The sequence below is a fragment of the Pseudomonas kermanshahensis genome (assembly GCF_014269205.2).
Taxonomy (GTDB): Bacteria; Pseudomonadota; Gammaproteobacteria; order Pseudomonadales; family Pseudomonadaceae; genus Aquipseudomonas; species Aquipseudomonas kermanshahensis.
Window position 1 is genome coordinate 219,204 of sequence record NZ_JABWRY020000001.1, and the last position, 17,260, is coordinate 236,463.

13 protein-coding genes are annotated in these 17,260 nt (G+C 64.8%); 4 read left to right on the forward strand and 9 right to left on the reverse strand.

Features of this window, described 5'->3' with window-relative positions; genetic code table 11:
* The first annotated feature begins 71 nt into the window (after window positions 1-71).
* Window positions 72-4,982 carry an alpha-2-macroglobulin family protein gene (locus HU764_RS01085; RefSeq protein WP_186704006.1) on the forward strand — a complete coding sequence of 1,637 codons (4,911 nt, stop codon included), beginning with the start codon at window positions 72-74 and terminating at the stop codon, window positions 4,980-4,982.
* A gap of 145 nt (window positions 4,983-5,127) precedes the next feature.
* Here HU764_RS01085 and HU764_RS01090 read toward each other — a convergent pair whose 3' ends face one another.
* Window positions 5,128-5,421 carry a hypothetical protein gene (locus tag HU764_RS01090; protein WP_027594960.1) on the reverse strand — a complete coding sequence of 98 codons (294 nt, stop codon included), beginning with the start codon at window positions 5,419-5,421 and terminating at the stop codon, window positions 5,128-5,130.
* 77 nt (window positions 5,422-5,498) lie between these two features.
* On the opposite strand from HU764_RS01090, the gene pbpC reads away from it, so the two are divergent.
* Complete coding sequence (gene pbpC / locus HU764_RS01095) at window positions 5,499-7,853, forward strand: peptidoglycan glycosyltransferase PbpC (RefSeq protein ID WP_186704007.1); 2,355 nt, start codon at window positions 5,499-5,501, stop codon at window positions 7,851-7,853.
* A gap of 93 nt (window positions 7,854-7,946) precedes the next feature.
* A complete protein-coding gene (locus tag HU764_RS01100; protein ID WP_186704008.1) occupies window positions 7,947-9,620 on the forward strand; it encodes a ShlB/FhaC/HecB family hemolysin secretion/activation protein in 1,674 nt (557 codons plus the stop codon).
* A 57-nt stretch (window positions 9,621-9,677) separates the two neighbouring features.
* Here the strand turns inward: HU764_RS01100 and HU764_RS01105 are convergent, their stop codons facing one another.
* The 8 genes from HU764_RS01105 to HU764_RS01140 form a co-directional block, all read right to left on the reverse strand.
* The gene (locus HU764_RS01105) at window positions 9,678-10,454 is read right to left on the reverse strand and encodes a response regulator (protein ID WP_186682094.1); all 777 of its coding nucleotides are present in this window, start codon (window positions 10,452-10,454) and stop codon (window positions 9,678-9,680) included.
* A gap of 119 nt (window positions 10,455-10,573) precedes the next feature.
* Complete coding sequence (locus tag HU764_RS01110; protein ID WP_027594964.1) at window positions 10,574-11,044, reverse strand: A24 family peptidase; 471 nt, start codon at window positions 11,042-11,044, stop codon at window positions 10,574-10,576.
* A 191-nt stretch (window positions 11,045-11,235) separates the two neighbouring features.
* Window positions 11,236-11,805: a DUF4136 domain-containing protein gene (locus tag HU764_RS01115; protein WP_186682092.1), complete on the reverse strand. Its 570-nt coding sequence runs from the start codon at window positions 11,803-11,805 to the stop codon at window positions 11,236-11,238.
* Window positions 11,806-11,824: 19 nt separating this feature from the next.
* A complete protein-coding gene (locus HU764_RS01120) occupies window positions 11,825-12,460 on the reverse strand; it encodes a DUF4136 domain-containing protein (RefSeq protein ID WP_085273990.1) in 636 nt (211 codons plus the stop codon).
* A gap of 22 nt (window positions 12,461-12,482) precedes the next feature.
* Window positions 12,483-13,232 carry a methyltransferase gene (locus tag HU764_RS01125; protein WP_027594967.1) on the reverse strand — a complete coding sequence of 250 codons (750 nt, stop codon included), beginning with the start codon at window positions 13,230-13,232 and terminating at the stop codon, window positions 12,483-12,485.
* Window positions 13,229-13,534, reverse strand: coding sequence for a MazG-like family protein (locus HU764_RS01130; protein ID WP_027594968.1), 306 nt, complete (start codon window positions 13,532-13,534; stop codon window positions 13,229-13,231). Before HU764_RS01130 ends, HU764_RS01125 begins: the two co-directional genes overlap by 4 nt.
* 62 nt (window positions 13,535-13,596) lie before the next feature.
* Window positions 13,597-14,448, reverse strand: a complete 852-nt coding sequence (locus HU764_RS01135) for a MaoC family dehydratase (RefSeq protein WP_186704009.1) — start codon at window positions 14,446-14,448, stop codon at window positions 13,597-13,599.
* 2 nt (window positions 14,449-14,450) lie between these two features.
* Window positions 14,451-15,803: a 3-oxoacyl-ACP reductase gene (locus HU764_RS01140; protein ID WP_186704010.1), complete on the reverse strand. Its 1,353-nt coding sequence runs from the start codon at window positions 15,801-15,803 to the stop codon at window positions 14,451-14,453.
* 118 nt (window positions 15,804-15,921) lie between these two features.
* Here HU764_RS01140 and HU764_RS01145 point away from each other — a divergent pair, with 118 nt between their 5' ends.
* Window positions 15,922-17,199: an acetyl-CoA C-acetyltransferase gene (locus HU764_RS01145; protein ID WP_186704011.1), complete on the forward strand. Its 1,278-nt coding sequence runs from the start codon at window positions 15,922-15,924 to the stop codon at window positions 17,197-17,199.
* Window positions 17,200-17,260: the final 61 nt, after the last annotated feature.

Consider the following 17,260-nt stretch of genomic DNA (forward strand, 5'->3'; position numbering starts at 1 on the left):
GCGGGTGACGCGCCCGTCGTTGCGCTATAGTTGCTGCCCTCACGTACACGCTGCCTAAGAGTTCCTACTCCATGTTCAACAAAGGATTGTTGCTGGCCTGCGCGCTGGCTTTGCTCAGTGCTTGTGACTCCTCCGCGCCGGGCAAACCCGCGCCGTCCGAGAAACCGGCAGCCACCGCGCCCGCCGAGGCCCCAGCGGCCAAGCGCGAAGACCCTGCCGTGCTCGCCAAGCGCTACGAGGGCCGGGCGCTCACGGTGCTGGACGTCTCGGAAGTGCAGCTCGACGGCGCCAGCGCGCTGTCGATCAGCTTCTCCGCGCCGCTGGATGCCACACAGGACTTCGCCGGCAAACTGCACCTGGTCGACACCGTCAAAGGCAAGGTCGACGGGGCCTGGGAACTCTCCGACAACCAGATGGAGCTGCGCCTGCGCCACCTGGAGCCACAGCGCAAGCTGGTGCTCACGGTCGACAAAGGCCTGCTGGCGGTCAATGGCAACGCGCTCGACAGCGAGTCGGTCACCCGCCTGGAAACCCGCGACATGCAGCCGACCATCGGCTTTGCCAGCCGCGGTTCGTTGCTGCCCACGCGCCTGGCCGAAGGCTTGCCGGTGATCGCCCTGAACGTCGACAAGGTCGATGTCGAGTTCTTCCGCGTGAAGCCCGAGATGCTCTCGACCTTCCTGGTCAACTGGGGGCGTAACAGCAGCCTGTACTACTACCAGTCCAAAGAAACCCTGGACATGGCCGAGCTGGTCTACAGCGGCCGCTTCGATCTCAACCCCGCGCGCAACACCCGCGAGACCGTGCTGCTGCCGATTGCCGGGATCAAGCCGCTGCAGGAACCGGGCGTGTACCTGGCAGTGATGCGTGCCTCGGGCACCTACGACTACTCGCAGCCGGCGACCCTGTTCAGCCTCAGTGACATCGGCGTCTCTGCGCACCGCTACCGCGACCGCCTCGATGTGTTCGCCCAAGCCCTGGACGGCGGCAAGGCGATGAAAGACGTCAACCTCGAGGTGCATGACGAGAAGGGCAAGTTACTGGCCCAGGCCAAGACCGATGGCGACGGCCACGCCGAACTGCCGATCACGCCCAAGGCCGATACCCTGATTGCCACGCAAGGCGTGCACACCACGTTGCTGCGCCTGAACACTGCAGCCCTGGACCTGGCCGAATTCGATATCACCGGCCCGCAAGCCAACCCTTTGCAGTTGTTCATCTTCGGCCCGCGTGACCTGTATCGCCCGGGTGAGACGGTGCTGCTCAACGGCCTGCTGCGCGACCAGGATGGCAAGCCGGTCAAGGCCCAGCCGGTCAGTGTGGAAGTGCGTCGCCCTGATGAGCAGGTCAGCCGCAAGTTTGTTTGGGAGGCGGATGGCAGTGGCCTTTACCAGTACCAACTGCAACTGGCCAGCGAGGCGCCGACCGGTCGCTGGCAATTGCTGCTCGACCTGGGGGGCGGGCGCAAGCAGGTCTACGAGTTTCTGGTCGAAGACTTCCTCCCCGAACGTTTGGCGTTGGAGCTCAAAGGCAGCAGCGCACCGCTTGCGCCTGATCAGGACGCCCACATCCAGGTCAATGGCCGCTACCTATACGGCGCGCCGGCTGCGGGTAACCGGCTGAGTGGCCAAGCTTACGTGCGCCCGTTGCGCGAAGCGGTGCCGGCGCTGCCGGGTTACCAGTTCGGTTCGGTCACCGAAACCGAGTTGAACCAGGACCTGGAGCTGGACGAAGTCACCCTCGACCAGGCCGGCAAGGCAGTGGTCGATATCGAAAGCCGCTGGGCCGAAGCCCGCTCGCCACTGCAACTGACCGTGCAGGCCAGCCTGCAGGAGTCCGGTGGCCGGCCGATCACCCGTCGCCTGGAACAGCCGATCTGGCCTGCCGAACGTTTGCCGGGCCTGCGCGGCCTGTTCGAAGGCGAGGAAACCGACAGTGACGGCCCGGTGGAATTCGAGTTCCTGGTGGCCGACCCTGATGGCAAGAAGCTGGCGGCCAATGACCTCAAGGTGCGCTTGATTCGCGAGCGCCGTGACTACTACTGGAACTACTCGCAGAGCGACGGCTGGAGCTACAACTACAACGAGAAATTCCTCACCCAGAGCGAAGAGACCGTCAGCGTCAAGGCCGGCTCGACCGCCAAGTTGTCGTTCCAGGTCGAGTGGGGCCCTTACCGGGTCGAGGTCGAAGACCCAGAGACTGGCCTGGTGTCCAGCGAGCGCTTCTGGGCGGGCTATCGCGCCCAGGACAACGCCGAAGGCGGCGCAGTACGCCCGGACCAGGTCAAGCTGGCCCTGGACAAACCGTCCTACGCCGATGGCGCCACCGCCAAAGTCACGGTGACCCCACCTGCCGCCGGTAGCGGCTACCTGATGATCGAGTCCAGCGATGGCCCGTTGTGGTGGCAAGAGATCGAGGTGCCGGCCGAAGGCAAGACCTTCGACGTGCAACTGGACAAGAAGTGGGCACGCCACGACCTGTATATCAGCGCCTTGGTGATTCGCCCCGGCGAGCGCAAGGCCAATGCCACACCGAAACGCGCGGTGGGCGTGTTGCACCTGCCACTCGACCGGGCCGGGCGTAAGCTCGCGGTCAGCTTGCAGGCGCCGGAGAAGATGCGGCCCAAGCAGCCGTTAACAGTCAAGTTCAAGGTGGCCAATGCCGATGGCAGCCCCGTGGCTGCGGGGCAGCAGGTGCATGTACTGCTGTCGGCAGTTGATGTCGGCATCCTCAACATCACCGACTTCAAGACCCCTGACCCGTTCACCAGCCTGTTCGGCCGCAAAGCGTATGGCGCCGACCAGTTGGACATCTACGGCCAGTTGATCGAGGCCGGCCAGGGCCGCCTCGCCAGCCTGGCCTTTGGCGGTGATGCGGCCATGGCTAAGGGTGGCAAGCGCCCCAACACCACGGTGACCATCGTCGCGCAGCAGAGCCTGCCGGTGACCCTGGACGAGAAGGGCGAGGGCCAGGCCACGGTCGACATCCCCGACTTCAATGGCGAACTGCGGCTGATGGCGCAGGCCTGGACCGAAGACCACTTCGGCGTGGCCGAGGGCAAGACGGTGGTGGCTGCGCCGCTGATCGCCGAGCTTTCGGCACCGCGCTTCCTGGCCGGTGGCGACCGCACCAGCCTGGCGCTGGACCTGGCCAACCTGTCGGGCCGCGCCCAGCAACTGAATGTGGAGATCAGCACCGAAGGCCAGTTGAGCCTGGTTGCGAGTGCGGTGCAAAGCGTCGCGCTGGACGAAGGCCAGCGCCGCACGCTGATGATTCCGGTGCAGGCCCAAGGCGGCCTGGGGCAGGGCAAGGTGCGCGTGCGGGTCAATGGCCTGCAACTGCCAAACGAGCCGGCCACGGCCTTCGAGCGTGAATGGACCTTGGGTGTGCGCCCGGCTTATCCGGCGATGCTCAAGCACTACCGGGTTGCCTTGAAGGACCAGCCATGGGCGTTGCCCGAGGCGGACCTGGCCGCCTTCGAACCGGCGGGCCTTGAAGCCAGCCTGGTCTTGTCGAGCCGGCCGCCGCTGAACCTGGCCGAACAGATTCGTGCCCTCGAAGCCTACCCCTATGGGTGCCTGGAGCAGACCACCAGCGGCCTTTATCCGTCGCTCTACGCCGATGCCGAAAGCCTCAAACGCTTGGGGATCAAGGGCGAACCGGCCGACGTGCGCAAGCGCAAGATCGAAATGGGCATCGAGCACCTGCTGGGCATGCAGCGTTACAACGGCAGCTTCGGCCTGTGGAGTTCGGACAGTGAAGAAGAGTACTGGTTGACCGCCTACGTCACCGACTTCTTGCTGCGCGCCCGTGACCAGGGCTACGGCGTGCCCGCCGAGGCGCTGAAGAAGGCCAACGAGCGCTTGCTGCGCTACCTGCAGGAACGCAACCTGATCGAGGTCGACTACAGCGAGAACGCTGACCATACCCGCTTCGCCGTGCAGGCTTATGCTGCCCTGGTTCTGTCGCGCAGCCAGCAGGCGCCCTTGGGTGCCTTGCGCGGGCTTTTCGAACGCCGTGCCGACGCTCGCTCCGGCTTGCCGCTGGTGCAACTGGCGGTAGCGCTGGAGAAGATGGGCGACAAGCCACGTTCCGAGCAGGCCCTGCAAGCCGGCCTGGGTATTGGCCGCAGCAAAGGCTGGATGGCTGACTACGGCAGCAGCCTGCGTGACCAGGCGCTGATTCTGGCGCTGTTGCAGGAGAGCAACCTGGCCAGCAAGCAGGTCGACCAACGCCTGTTCGCACTGTCGGACGAGTTGGCGGCCAACCGCTGGCTGTCTACCCAGGAACGTAACGCGTTGTTCCTCGCTGGCCGTGGTTTGCTCGGCAAGCCGGAAGGCAAGTGGCAGGCGCGTCTGGACAGCGCGGGTGAGATCCGCGAGTTCAACAATGCCGAAACCGGCCTCAAGCTCGAAGGCCCGCTGCTGGCGTCGCCGCTGACGGTGCAAAACGAAGGCAGCGAGACGCTTTACCAGCAGCTGACGCTGTCTGGCTACCCGCGCCAGGCGCCGGCAGCCGGTGGCAATGGTCTGCAGATTCGTCGTGAGTACCTGGGCATGAACGGCCAGGCATTGGACCTGCACAACCTGCGCAGCGGCGACCTGGTGCTGGTGCACCTGGCCCTCAAGGCCGAGGACCGTGTGCCGGATGCGCTGGTGGTGGATTTGCTGCCAGCGGGGCTTGAGCTGGAAAACCAGAACCTGGCACAGAGTGCGGCCAGCCTGGAGAACGCCAGCAGTGCCGTGAAGGCGTGGCGTGAGTCGATGCAGAACGCCAGCGTGCTGCACCAGGAGTACCGCGATGACAGTTACGTCGCAGCGCTCAAGCTGGACAGCTATGGCACCACGCACCTGCTGTACCTGGCGCGGGCAGTAACCCCGGGCACCTACCGTGTGCCGCCGCCGCAGGTCGAGTCGATGTACCGCCCGAACCTGCAGGCAGTGGGCGATGGGCAAGGCGAGATGACCGTCAAAGCCCGCTAAAAGCCTGCCTCTTGTAGGAGCAGCCTTGTGCTGCGAAGAGGCCGGTATGAGCAACGAAAATCCTGTTGCCTGTACCGGCCTCTTCGCAGCACAAGGCTGCTCCTACACACACACACACACACACTGCGAGGTGCGGCGATGGCCTTTAGTGAATCACCCAGCTCATCACCCACAACCCCAGCACCAACCAGATGATCCCGAGGATGATCGAAGCGCGCATGAAGGCGCGGATTGCCGAGTACAGCAGCATCAGGCCGACGACCAGGGCAAGGATGCTGACCAGCGAGGTGTCCATGCCCAGGGTGCGTGCCAGGCCATCGATGAAATTGCCGCCGGCATTGGCCAGCAGGTTGAACAGCCCGCTCAATGCGTCGACGATAAAGCGGATCAACGACCCGAGTGCGTGGCCCAGCCACCCGAAAAAATCTTCTACATGCATAGTTGCTTCCTGATCAACACACCGGCGAGGTTGCCGTTCCCAAGCCTTTGGCCATCAGTTGGCCAAGTCGGTTCCCGATGCCAAGCTTAGCGCGGCCGCGCACGCGTGCGGGCAGGATTGTGCGTGGTAGCGCCATCACCCTGGTCCTGGCCGTGGGCCTGGTGTGGCTGGCCGACCGTATCTGGCCGTTGCCCATGCCCGGCGACGACCTGGCGCGGGTGGTGCTGGCCGAAGACGGCACGCCGTTGTGGCGCTTTGCCGACGCCGATGGCGTGTGGCGCTACCCGGTCAGCCCGGAAGAGGTCTCGCCGTTGTACTTGCAGGCGCTGCTGACCTACGAGGACCGCTGGTTCTATCGCCACCCTGGGGTCAACCCGCTGGCCCTGGCCCGTGCGGCCTGGCTGAACCTGCGCGGAGGGCGCGTGGTGTCGGGGGGCAGTACGCTGTCGATGCAGGTGGCGCGCCTGCTCGATCCGCATGACCGGACGCTGGCCGGCAAGCTGCGCCAGTTATGGCGTACGGCGCAGCTGGAGTGGCACCTGTCGAAGCGCGAAATCCTGCAGATCTACCTCGACCGTGCCCCCTTTGGCGGCACCCTGCAGGGCGTGGCAGCGGCCAGCTGGGCGTACTTGGGCAAATCGCCCAAACACCTGACACCTGCCGAGGCGGCGCTGCTTGCGGTGCTGCCCCAGGCACCCAGCCGCTTGCGCCCGGACCGCCACCCCGAGCGTGCCCAGCGTGCACGCGACAAAGTGCTGCAGCGCCTGGAGGAATACCAGGTATGGCCAGCCCAGCAGCTCAAGGAAGCTGCCGAGGAGCCCTTGCTGCTGGCGCCACGTCAGGAACCGGCACTGGCACCGTTGCTGGCGCGGCGGCTTAACACGGCGAATAGCCCACCGCTAATCCGCACCACCCTAGACGCAGCCTTGCAAAGGCGCCTCGAAGACCTGCTGCTGGGCTGGCGCGCACGCCTGCCGGAGCGCACGTCGGCGGCGATCCTGGTGGTCGAGGCGCAGACCATGGCAGTGCGCGCCTACCTGGGTTCGATCGACCTTAGCGACGCACGCCGCTTCGGCCACGTCGACATGGTGCGCTCATTGCGCTCGCCCGGTTCCACGCTCAAACCCTTCCTCTACGGCATGGCCTTGGATGACGGCCTGATCCACTCCGAATCGCTGCTGCAGGATGTGCCTAGGCGCTACGGCGACTATCGGCCCGGCAACTTCTCGATGGGGTTCAGCGGGCCGGTGTCGGCCAGCTCGGCACTGGCGCTGTCGCTCAACCTGCCGGCCGTTCAGTTGCTGGAAGCATATGGCCCGAAACGCTTCGCCGCGCAATTGCGCATGGCCGGCATGCCGCTGATGCTGCCGCCCTTGGCCGAGCCCAACTTGTCGTTGATCCTCGGGGGGGCGGGCAGCCGCCTGGAAGACCTGGTCGGCGGTTATGCGGCGCTGGCCCGGGCCGGCAACAGTGCGCGCATCCGCCTGCAGCCGCAGGACCCGCTGGTAGAGCGACGCCTGCTGTCGCCAGGGGCGGCGTGGATTATCCGGCGTATTCTGAGCGGCCAGGCACGCCCTGACCGCGACCCGCACGCCGAACTGGTGCAGCGCCCGCAACTGGCCTGGAAGACCGGTACCAGCTATGGCTTTCGTGACGCCTGGTCGATTGGGGTCGGCCCGCGCTACTTGATTGGTGTATGGATCGGCCGCCCCGACGGCACACCGGTACCCGGGCAGTTCGGCCTGGCCTCGGCGGCGCCGTTGATGCTTCAGGTGCATGACCTGCTAAGCAACCGCGATGCCCAGCGCGGTATCAGCGTGCCGGTCGAGCAGGTGCCCCCTACCATCGGCGTGGCAGCCATCTGCTGGCCGCTGGGCCAGCCGATGAATCGGCAAGACCCCAACTGCCGCCGCCAGCGCTTTGCCTGGACCCTCGACGGCACCACACCGCCGACCTTGCAGGCGGCCGATCAGCCGCTCGGGCTGGGCCTGCGTGAGCGCGTCTGGGTCAATGCGCAAGGGCTGCGGGTCGACGGCAGTTGCCCGGGGGCCAAGGTACGCGACATCGCGCTCTGGCCCGCCCCGCTGGAGCCTTGGCTGCCCAGGGTCGAACGGCGTGCAGCGCGCCTGCCGGCAGTAGACCCGGCCTGCCCACCGCAGGCGCCCGCCAGCGCACCCCCGCTGTCGATTGTCGGCGTGCGCCCGGGGGACAACCTGCGCCGTCCGGCAACCAGCAGCGAACCGCTGCAATTGCACGTTTCTGCCTTGGGCGGCGGCGGGCGGCGCTGGTGGTTCCTCAACGGCCAGCCGTTGGGCGAGACCCAAGGCCAGGACAGCCTGCTGGTACGTTTCGAACGGCCCGGGCAAATCGAGCTCAGCGCGCTGGATGAAAGTGGCGAGACCGCGCGGGTGGCGTTTCAGGTCAGCGAGTAGCCGTTCGACGATTGCCGGGCCAGCACCTACGCTTTGCACAAGACGGGTGTGACCGGCTGGCGCCCCGGTACACGAGGGATCATGGAGCGTCCTATGCGTCCTCTGGTCATACCTCTTTTGTTGCTGCCCTGGGCCTTGATGGCCCGCGCGGAGCCGTTGCCGGGCTTTCTCGACAGCCACGAAAACGAGCGTCGCCTGCCCGCCGCCAACCTGCCGCTGGACACCTACCGCCCACTTGCCCCACACCTGCGGCTGGCGCTGCCGAACGCCAGCGCGGCAGGCTGGGCGCCGCTGGAGACCCGCCTGGTGTTGCACAAGGTGCGCTTCGAAGGGGGGACGGTGTTCCCCTTGAGTGACCTGCGTGACCACTACCAGCCGTTGATCGGGCGTGAAACCACGTTGGGCGAGTTGCAGCAGTACACCGCGCGCCTTACTCAACGTTACCGGCAAGAAGGCTACCTGCTGTCGTACGCTTACCTCCCGCCGCAGGATGTCGCTGACGGCCGTGTTGAGGTGGTTTTGGTCGAGGGCTATATCCATGGGTACCAGCTGGAAGGCGACATCGGCTCGGCCCGCACCTACCTGCAGCAGTTGCTGCAGCGCTTGCAGGCGGAACGCCCGCTGACGCGGGAAACACTCGATCGTTATCTGGGCCTCGCCGGGCGCCTTCCCGGCGTGGTGGTGGACGCTGAATTGGCTGCGGCGCAGTCGCCTGAGGGCGCCGCTCAGCTCACGGTCCACGCGCGGCGTACGCCGTTCGCCGCTGGCGTTACCGTAAGCGATGGCAGCCGTGAGGACGCCCAGGCGCTGTTCGCCGTCACCAGCAACGCCCAGACCCGCTATGCCGAGCAGTTCCAGGCAAGCGTGTTGCTGCCGCCCGGCGATGACCAGGCGCATTACCAGCGGTTGGACTACAGCCAGTACCTGGATGCTGAAGGCAGCCAGTTGCTGGTGTCTGCCTCGCGCTATCGCAGCACGCCGGGCACCCGAATTCGGCTGGAGGACGGCAGCGATTTGACTCAGCAGCGTGAAAGCGAGCGTTATTCGGTTGGCCTTGGCCAGCCGCTGATCGTCAAGGCGGATGAGTGGATGACGGTGGCGGGGGGTTTCTACGCGATCAGTGAGCACCTCGAAGATCGGCCTGCGGGGCTGTTGCCGTCACACCAGTACGACAGCTACGTACGCGCAGTGTCATTTGAAGGCAGTTGGCGCAAGGCCGACGATCGTCGCTTGCGTATTGTCAGTGCCGGTGTCTATCAAGGCCTGGATTACCTGGGGGCACGCAGCGACGCCGACTATGACCTGGACTTTCTGCGATTTCGCCTCTCGGGGTTGCAGAGCGACGCGTTGTTCAATGATTGGCAGGGGGTGGCGTCTGGTGCCTTGTACTGGAGTGACGACACGCTGCCCGACAGCGAGCGGGCGGTGTTTGGCGGGCAAACTTTCGGCCGCGGTTATCCACGCGACCAGGCAGCGGGGGACAAGGGGTGGGGGGTAGCGTACGAGCTTGGCTACAGTGTTCGGCCCAACGGCAACTGGCTGAAGGTGCTGCAACCCTATGCGGTACTCGATGCTGCGCAGGCTTGGTACAACCGCAGCAATGTCGAGAATGCCCACATGGCGTCCGCTGCGCTGGGGCTGCGGTTGGGGGATGGGCGCTACTTCAATTTGGCGGTGGAAGTCGCGAAACCCTTGGCGGATGTTGCCCTGGATAGCCTGAGCCGCGGGCCACGCGTGACGCTAAACCTTACCTACCAGATGGAATGAGCCCTGGGGCTAATGGCCTATCAACGGCAACTCGGATGCCGCTGACAGGCCAGTATTTCAATGAGCGGTAAAGCGCTGATGCACCGGTGAAGAACTCGGCGTCAGCGCGAGCGCCAGCTGCGTGCGGTTGTGCATGTGGGTCAGGCGCAGTACTTGAGAAACGTAGAGTTTCACGGTGTTCTCGGTAATGCCCAGTTCACAGGCAATTTGGTAATTGGTCTTGCCTTTGCTCACCAGGCGGGCCACTTCCAGTTGACGCGGCGACAGCTTCTCGAATACGGCGGGCAGCTCGTTTTCACTTTCTTCGACATCGCTGGCACGGCGGTGCACGCCTTGGCCGCGGGCCTTTTCCAGGTCGTGGTAGAGCTCGTCGACCGACTCTGCCAGGTCCTGCAGGCGCTGGTTGAGGCCACCGAGGTCTTTCATGTTGCGCTGACGCTCCAGCAGAGCCTTTTCCTGACGGCGCAAACCTTCGAGCAGCTCGTTAAAATCTACCGGTTTTTGGTAATAGTCGACAAAGCCCGCGCGCAAGGCGCGGATCACGTCCTGCTTGTCGGCACGACCGGTCAGCATGATGGCTTCGAACATACGCTTGTTGCCGGCCAGCTCCTTCAAGGCGTGGACCAGCTCAATGCCATCACGCTCGGGCATGTGCAGGTCGCACAGCACCAAGCCAATCTTTTGGTCAGCCGAGTAGCGCTCGATGGCTTGGGCAGTGGAATGGGCTGGGACGCACACGTGGCCCTGGCTTTCGAGGTATTCACACAATTGTTCGACGATCAATGGCTGGTCATCGACCACCAGCACCTTCACTTCACTGGACGGCTTGTTCACGATCAACTCCCTGTTCGTAATCGGCCCTGCTCCCGGGCTAGACACTCCGGCAGCTTAAAAATAGTCGCAGTTGGCAATTCTGTACAAGGTCCGTACAAGTTATAGGACAACAGGGATGATTATTGGATCCATACGGCTGTCAGCATAAAGCCCGCCAGGACGTACGGTACGAAGGCCTGTTTGTCGCCCATTTGCTCCGTCAGGGCCTGCAAGCGCTTCTTGACCTTAGGATTGAGCAAGGTCCACAGGCGGCGACGCGACAGCAGCCAGAGCACGACTGTGATACCCGCACCAATGAAGGTGCCGAGCACATATTGAGGACTGGTGGCGAGCGCCAGGGCACCCATCAATTTGACGTCGTCGGCGCCGAAACGCCCGAGCATGTAGCCGGGTAACGTCAGCAGCATGACGATGGCCAGCGCCCAACCGGCGTCGCTGGCGTCGGCACCGATCCAGCTGTGGCCGGTGGCGAACAGCCAGGCCAGGGCGCAGGCAGCGACGCCCAGGGTCAGCGCGTTGGATATTTGCCGTTGACGCACATCCTGTTCGGAGCACAAGGCAAGCCACATCAGAAGAACAATGCTTTGCATTGGCAGGTCGCCTTCCCTAATTGTTGAACACTTCTACCCGGTCAGTCAGGTTTCCTTGAATTCAGGGTAGACGCGAAGTTGCAAGCGGGCGCGGCGGGAAGGGAAAAAGGCGTGACGGGATCAGAAGATGTCGCAGCTGACGGGGCCTGTGTTGGCCCATCGCCGGCAAGCCGACGATGGGCCTCGGCGCATTACTTCTTGCTGCCGGGTGGGTAGTTGCTCAGCACATTGGTCACCGTATTCTGGATCGCGTTGTTACGTTCTTCCGGGCTTGGCGGGTAATTGTTCATGATCTGTTCAGCGCTGCCACGCCAGACCAGCTTGTCGTCCCGCCCATCGAACATGTCGACCTGGATGGTGGCGACCTTGTAGTCGACGCTGCGGGTTTCGTTGTACATCGGCCCGCCCCAGTAGCCTCCCCAGTAACCACCCCAGCCACCGCCATAGTTGGTGGTGATCTGCTGTTGGCGCTGCTCGACGATGAGGTAGGCGCGCACTTTCAGGTCAGGCCGCGCATTGCCCTGCGCCGGGCGCAGGCCGCGTTGGTCGAGCTGCTCGGCCACGGCCTGGCGAATGCGCTGCTCGGTCAGGTCGCTTTTGATGCGAGGGTCGTCCGGGCGGTATTGCAAGCCGGGTTCCTGCCACGCCCAGCTGCGGTAGGCGGCAAAATCGCGGCTGGCGTCGAAGTCCTGCTGGACGTTGTTGCTCGAGCAGGCCGTGAGCACCAGCGCGAATGACAGTAGAACGAGACGGCGCAACATGATGGTTCTCCGTTAAACGTTAACTGGGAGGATAGCCGCTGAGCGCCTTGTGCACCGAATCACGCAAGGCGCTTTCGCGATCACGCGGCGAGTCCTTGTCGCTGTTGCTTTCAGCACTGGCGCTCCACACCGGCTGGCCGCTGCGAGCGTCGTACAGATCGATGCGTACCACCATCACCTCCACCTCGTAGGTGCGCACGATCGGCGTGCTGGCATAGGCACCGTAGCCGTTGCGGTAGCCGCCATAACCCACACTGCCGTAGGGGTAGGGGCCGTAGTAGGGGTCGTAGGTGTCGTAGTCACGTACTTGGCGCAGGCGTTTTTCCAGGCGCATGTCGGCGCTTACCAGCAAATCGCCGGCGCTGCCCCGGGCAGGGCGCAGGCCATGCTGGTCGAGCGCGCCGCTGATGGCATCGGCCAGTTGTGCCGGGTCGGCATTGGCTGTGCCGCTGGGCAACTGGCCGTCACGCCAGCTCCAGCTGCGGTAGTGCCCGTAGTCACGGGCGGGTGCCGGGTAGGCACTGGCATCGAAGGTGGTGGCCGCCTGCGCAGGGGCGGGCGGTAAGGGGCGGCTACTGGCGACATACGGGTTGCTGCCCTGGCAGGCAGCCAGGGCAAGGGGCAGCAGGGCCAGGCACAACAGACGGTAGGGCATGTATTCCTCCCGGCGGGCGGGGTCAGCGGGGGCGGCAGATCCAGTGCAGGTAGCGACCGAGCCCGGCAAAGCTTGGGTGTCGGCGGTGGGCCAGTTCCATTTCCAGCAGGTCGAGTATTTCGGCCTTGGCTTGGAACTCCTTGGGCATGTAGTCGTGGAACACCCTGACGCCACTCTCGCTTTCGACCTGCCACATAGGATCAAGTTGCGCCTTGAGCTCACGCGGATCAAGGGGTTTCTGCGGGGTCAGGCTCTGCTTTTCACCTTCCAGGCGGTTGCTGCGCAGTTTGCGGAAATGGCCCTTGAGCAGGTTGCGATAGACCAGTGCGTCGCGGTTGTAGAACGCCAGCGAAAGCCACCCGCTGGGCGCAGTGAGCTGGTGCAGCACGGGTAGGATGCTTTCGGGTTCGGCCAGCCATTCGAGCACGGCGTGGCACAGCACCAGGTCGTAGGGTTCGGTCAGCTGGCCCAGCAGGTCCTGCCACGGTGCCTGGATGAAGGTGGCCGTCTGGCCGGCCTCGGCAAAGCGCGCGCGGGCACCGTCGAGCATGGGCGCGGCGGGTTCGGCGAGGGTCAGGTGATGGCCGCGTTGTGCCAGCCACAGGGCCATGTGGCCCAGGCCTGCACCGATGTCGAGTATGCGCAGCGGGCGATCGGGCAAGGTTTCGGCCAGGTCGGCCTGCAGCACGGCCAGGCGAATGGCGCCCTTGGCACCGCCGTAGATTTTCTCGGCGAAGCGGGTGGCCAGTTCATCGAAGTGACGGTCGTTCATCGGGCGAAGCGCCTTTCACTGTCGGCCAGCTTGGCCCTTACCACCTGGTCCATGTCCAGGCCCAGCTCGCTGCACAGCAGCAACAGGTAGAGCACCACATCGCCCACCTCTTGGCCGGCGTGGGCGAGTGTGTCGGCAGGCAGCTGGCGGGATTGGTCCTCGCTCAGCCACTGGAAGATTTCGACCAGTTCGGCCATTTCAACGCTGGCGGCCATGGCCAGGTTCTTTGGGCTGTGGAAGCCGCGCCAATCGTTGTTGTCGCGGATCCGGTGCAGGCGTTCGGTGAGTTCTTGCAGGTTCATCGGGGGTCTCCTAATGCCGCATAGCTTCGGCGCAGGCCCGATGCAAAGCAAGAGGCCTGCGCCTACAGGCCACCCCAACGGCCAACCATGTGCAGCAACTCACCCTGCCCATCCAGCCGTAGTTCACCTTCTGGCCCGGCTTCGCTGGCACTGAGCACCACCTCGGAAGGCAATCGCACCGGTTTGCGGAACGCCACCTCGAAGCTGTAGCCGCTGTGTGGCAGATGCCCGCGCAGGGCCGCCAGTGCCATGGCCTTGCTCCACATGCCGTGGGCAATGGCCTTGGGGAACCCGAACAGTCGCGCACTGGCAGCGCTCAGGTGAATCGGGTTGTAGTCGCCACAGACCTTGGCGTAACGCCGGCCGATATCGCTGTCGGCATACCAGCGGCTCGCCTCTGCCAGTGCGTCAGGCGCGCTGTCTGTTTGCTCACTGGCCTGGCCCTCCAGGCGTAGCCCGCGTACCAGCGTGCGGCTGCATTCGCGCCAGAGCAGGCCCAGGCCATCTTCGGCTTCCGTAATGAGGTCGAAGGTGGCGCCCTTGGCGTGGGGTTGCAGGTTGTCGGCGTAGACGGCGAAACGTAATGCATCGATGCCGCCCAGTGGCCGCAACACCTCGATGCGGTTCTGCAGATGCACCAGCCCGAGCAAGGGGAAGGGGAAGCTGTGCGCCGTCAGCAGCTGCAATTGCAGGGGGAAGGCCATCACATGGGGATAAGTAGCGGGCAGGCGGCCATCGTCGGTGAAGTGACAGAGTCGGCGGTAGGCTGCCAGGTTGTCGGGCTGAACCCGCATCACGCAGCGCAGGCCTTCGTCGGGCAGCTTGTCGCCGCTGATCTTGCGCTTGCTGGCCGCACGCAGGTAAAGGCTCGCGCGTGAGTCCGGGGCGTGCAGGTCGTGCCAGTGTCGGCTCATGGTCAGGCCCCCATCAGCGCTTGGCCACAGACCCGCAGCACCTGGCCATTGACCGCGCCGGAGCCGGGCTGGCTGAGCCAGGCAATGGCCTCGGCGACGTCTTGTGGCCGCCCGCCTTGGCCCAGTGAGCTCAAGCGGCGCCCGGCCTCGCGCAGCCCCATAGGCATGGCGGCGGTCATGTGCGTTTCGATGAAGCCGGGGGCCACGGCATTGATGCTGGCACCCTGCGCTGCGAGTTTTGCCGCCCAGGCCTGGGCGAAGCCGATCAAGCCGGCCTTGCTCGCCGCATAGTTGGCCTGCCCGCGGTTACCGGCAATGCCGCTGACCGACGCCAGCAGCGTGATGCGCGCGTTCTCGCCGAGCGCGCCTGCTTCATACAGTGCCTGGGTGAGTACCTGCGGTGCCTTGAGGTTCACGGCCATCACCGCATCCCAATATTCGGGGGTCATGTTGGCCAGGGTCTTGTCGCGGGTGATGCCGGCATTGTGCACCACGATGTCGATACCCCCGGGCAGCGCTTCGAGCAACTGCGCTGCGGCGTCATTGGCGCAGATGTCCAGCGCCAGTGCCTTGCCGCCCAGCCGCGCGGCGAGGGCTTCGAGGTCTTGCCGGGCTTGCGGCACATCCAGCAGCAGCACCTCGGCGCCGTCCCGCGCCAGGGTTTCGGCAATCGCGGCGCCGATACCGCGTGCAGCGCCGGTCACCAGGGCGCGTCGTCCGCCAAGCGGGCGGGTCCAGTCCTCGACCTGGCTGGCGCAGGCTTCAAGGCGCAGCACCTGGCCAGAAATGAACGCGCTCTTGGGCGAAAGGAAGAAGCGCAGGGCACCTTCCAACTGGTCTTCAGCACCTTGGCCGATATACAGCAACTGTGCGGTCGCGCCGTTGCGCAGCTCTTTGGCCAGCGAGCGGCTGAACCCTTCGAGCGCCCGTTGCGTGACACTGGCCAGTGGGTCGTCGAGGCCTTCTGGCGCGCGGCCGAGGATCACCACGTGGGCGCAGGGCGCCAGGCTGCGCAGCAACGGCTGGAAAAATTCGCGCAACTGCTTCAATTCATCGCTGTCGGACAGGTGAGTGGCATCGAACACCACGGCTTTGAGCTTCGGCCCAAGCCCTGCAACCCAGGCCGGCGCCTGTAACCCTTCGGCATTGAAGCTGTAGAGTTCGTCGGTGAGGCGTGGGGCGATGGCCTCGACCTGGCGCGTCAGTGGCCCGCCACCCAGTACCAGGGCACCCTCTACCGGGCGCAGGCGGCCTGCCTGCCAGCGCTCCAGCGGGGCCGGGTGTGGCAGGCCGAGGGCATCCACAAGGCGGCGGCCGAGGTTGGAGTTGGCAAAGCCGAGGTAGCGATCGCTCATGAGTGGGTCTCCCTGAAGGCAAGCTTGAAAGTGTGGACCAACTTTGTGGCAAGGTCGTTCGAATGCGGTAAAAACACCTAGGCTGTACGGTTTAAATTGTTTCAGGAGGAACATGCGCATGCGTTCACCTCGCCGGGTCGCGATCCTGGGCGGCAACCGAATCCCGTTCGCCCGTTCCAATGGTGCCTACGCCACCGCCAGCAACCAGGCAATGCTGACCGTCGCCCTGGAGGGCCTGATCGAGCGTTACCGCTTGCATGGGCTGCAGCTGGGCGAAGTGGTGGCGGGCGCGGTGCTGAAGCACTCCCGTGACATGAACCTGACCCGCGAATGCGTGCTCGGTTCGCGTTTGTCGCCGCGCACGCCGGCCTACGACATCCAGCAGGCCTGCGGCACGGGGCTGGAGGCGGCCTTGCTGGTGGCCAACAAGATTGCCCTTGGGCAGATCGACAGCGGCATCGCGGGCGGTGTCGACACCACCTCCGATGCGCCGATTGCCGTTAACGAAGGGTTGCGCCACATACTGCTGGAGGCCAACCGCGGCAAAAGCCTGGGTGAACGGCTGAAGCCGTTCCTGAAGTTGCGCCCCGGCCACCTGAAGCCTGAGTTGCCGCGCAATGGCGAGCCGCGCACAGGCCTGTCGATGGGCGAGCATTGCGAGCGCATGGCGCAGGCCTGGCGGATCGACCGCGCCGAGCAGGATGCACTGACCTTGCTTAGCCATCAGCGGCTGGCGGCCTCCTATGCCGAAGGCTGGCAGGATGATCTGCTCACGCCCTTCCTGGCACTTAGCCGTGACAACAACCTGCGGCCGGACCTGACCTTGGAGCAACTGGCCAAGCTCAAACCGGCATTCGACCGCAGCGGGCTGGGCACGCTTACCGCAGGCAACTCCACCCCTTTGACCGATGGCGCATCGCTGGTGCTGTTGGGCACGGAGGAATGGGCGCAGGCACAGGGGCTTCCGGTGTTGGCCTACCTGGTTGACGGCGAGACCGCAGCGGTTGATTTCGTCACGGGCCGTGAAGGGTTGTTGATGGCGCCGGTGTATGCAGTGCCGCGCCTGTTGGCGCGCAATGGGTTGAGCCTGCAGGATTTTGACTACTACGAGATTCACGAAGCCTTCGCCGCCCAGGTGTTGTGCACCCTCAAGGCCTGGGAGGATGCGGAGTACTGCCGTGATCGCCTGGGGCTGGACGCACCGCTTGGGGCAATCGACCGCAGCAAGCTCAACGTCAAAGGCAGCTCGCTGGCGGCGGGGCATCCGTTTGCCGCGACCGGAGGGCGGATATTGGCCCACCTGGCGAAGCTGCTGGCCGCGACGGGGAAGGGCCGCGGTTTGATATCGATTTGTGCGGCAGGTGGGCAAGGGGTGACGGTCATCGTCGAACGGTGATCAGGTGGGGCAGATGTCACAGTCATGTCGCGCAACTGGTAGGCTTGTCCGATCAGAACTA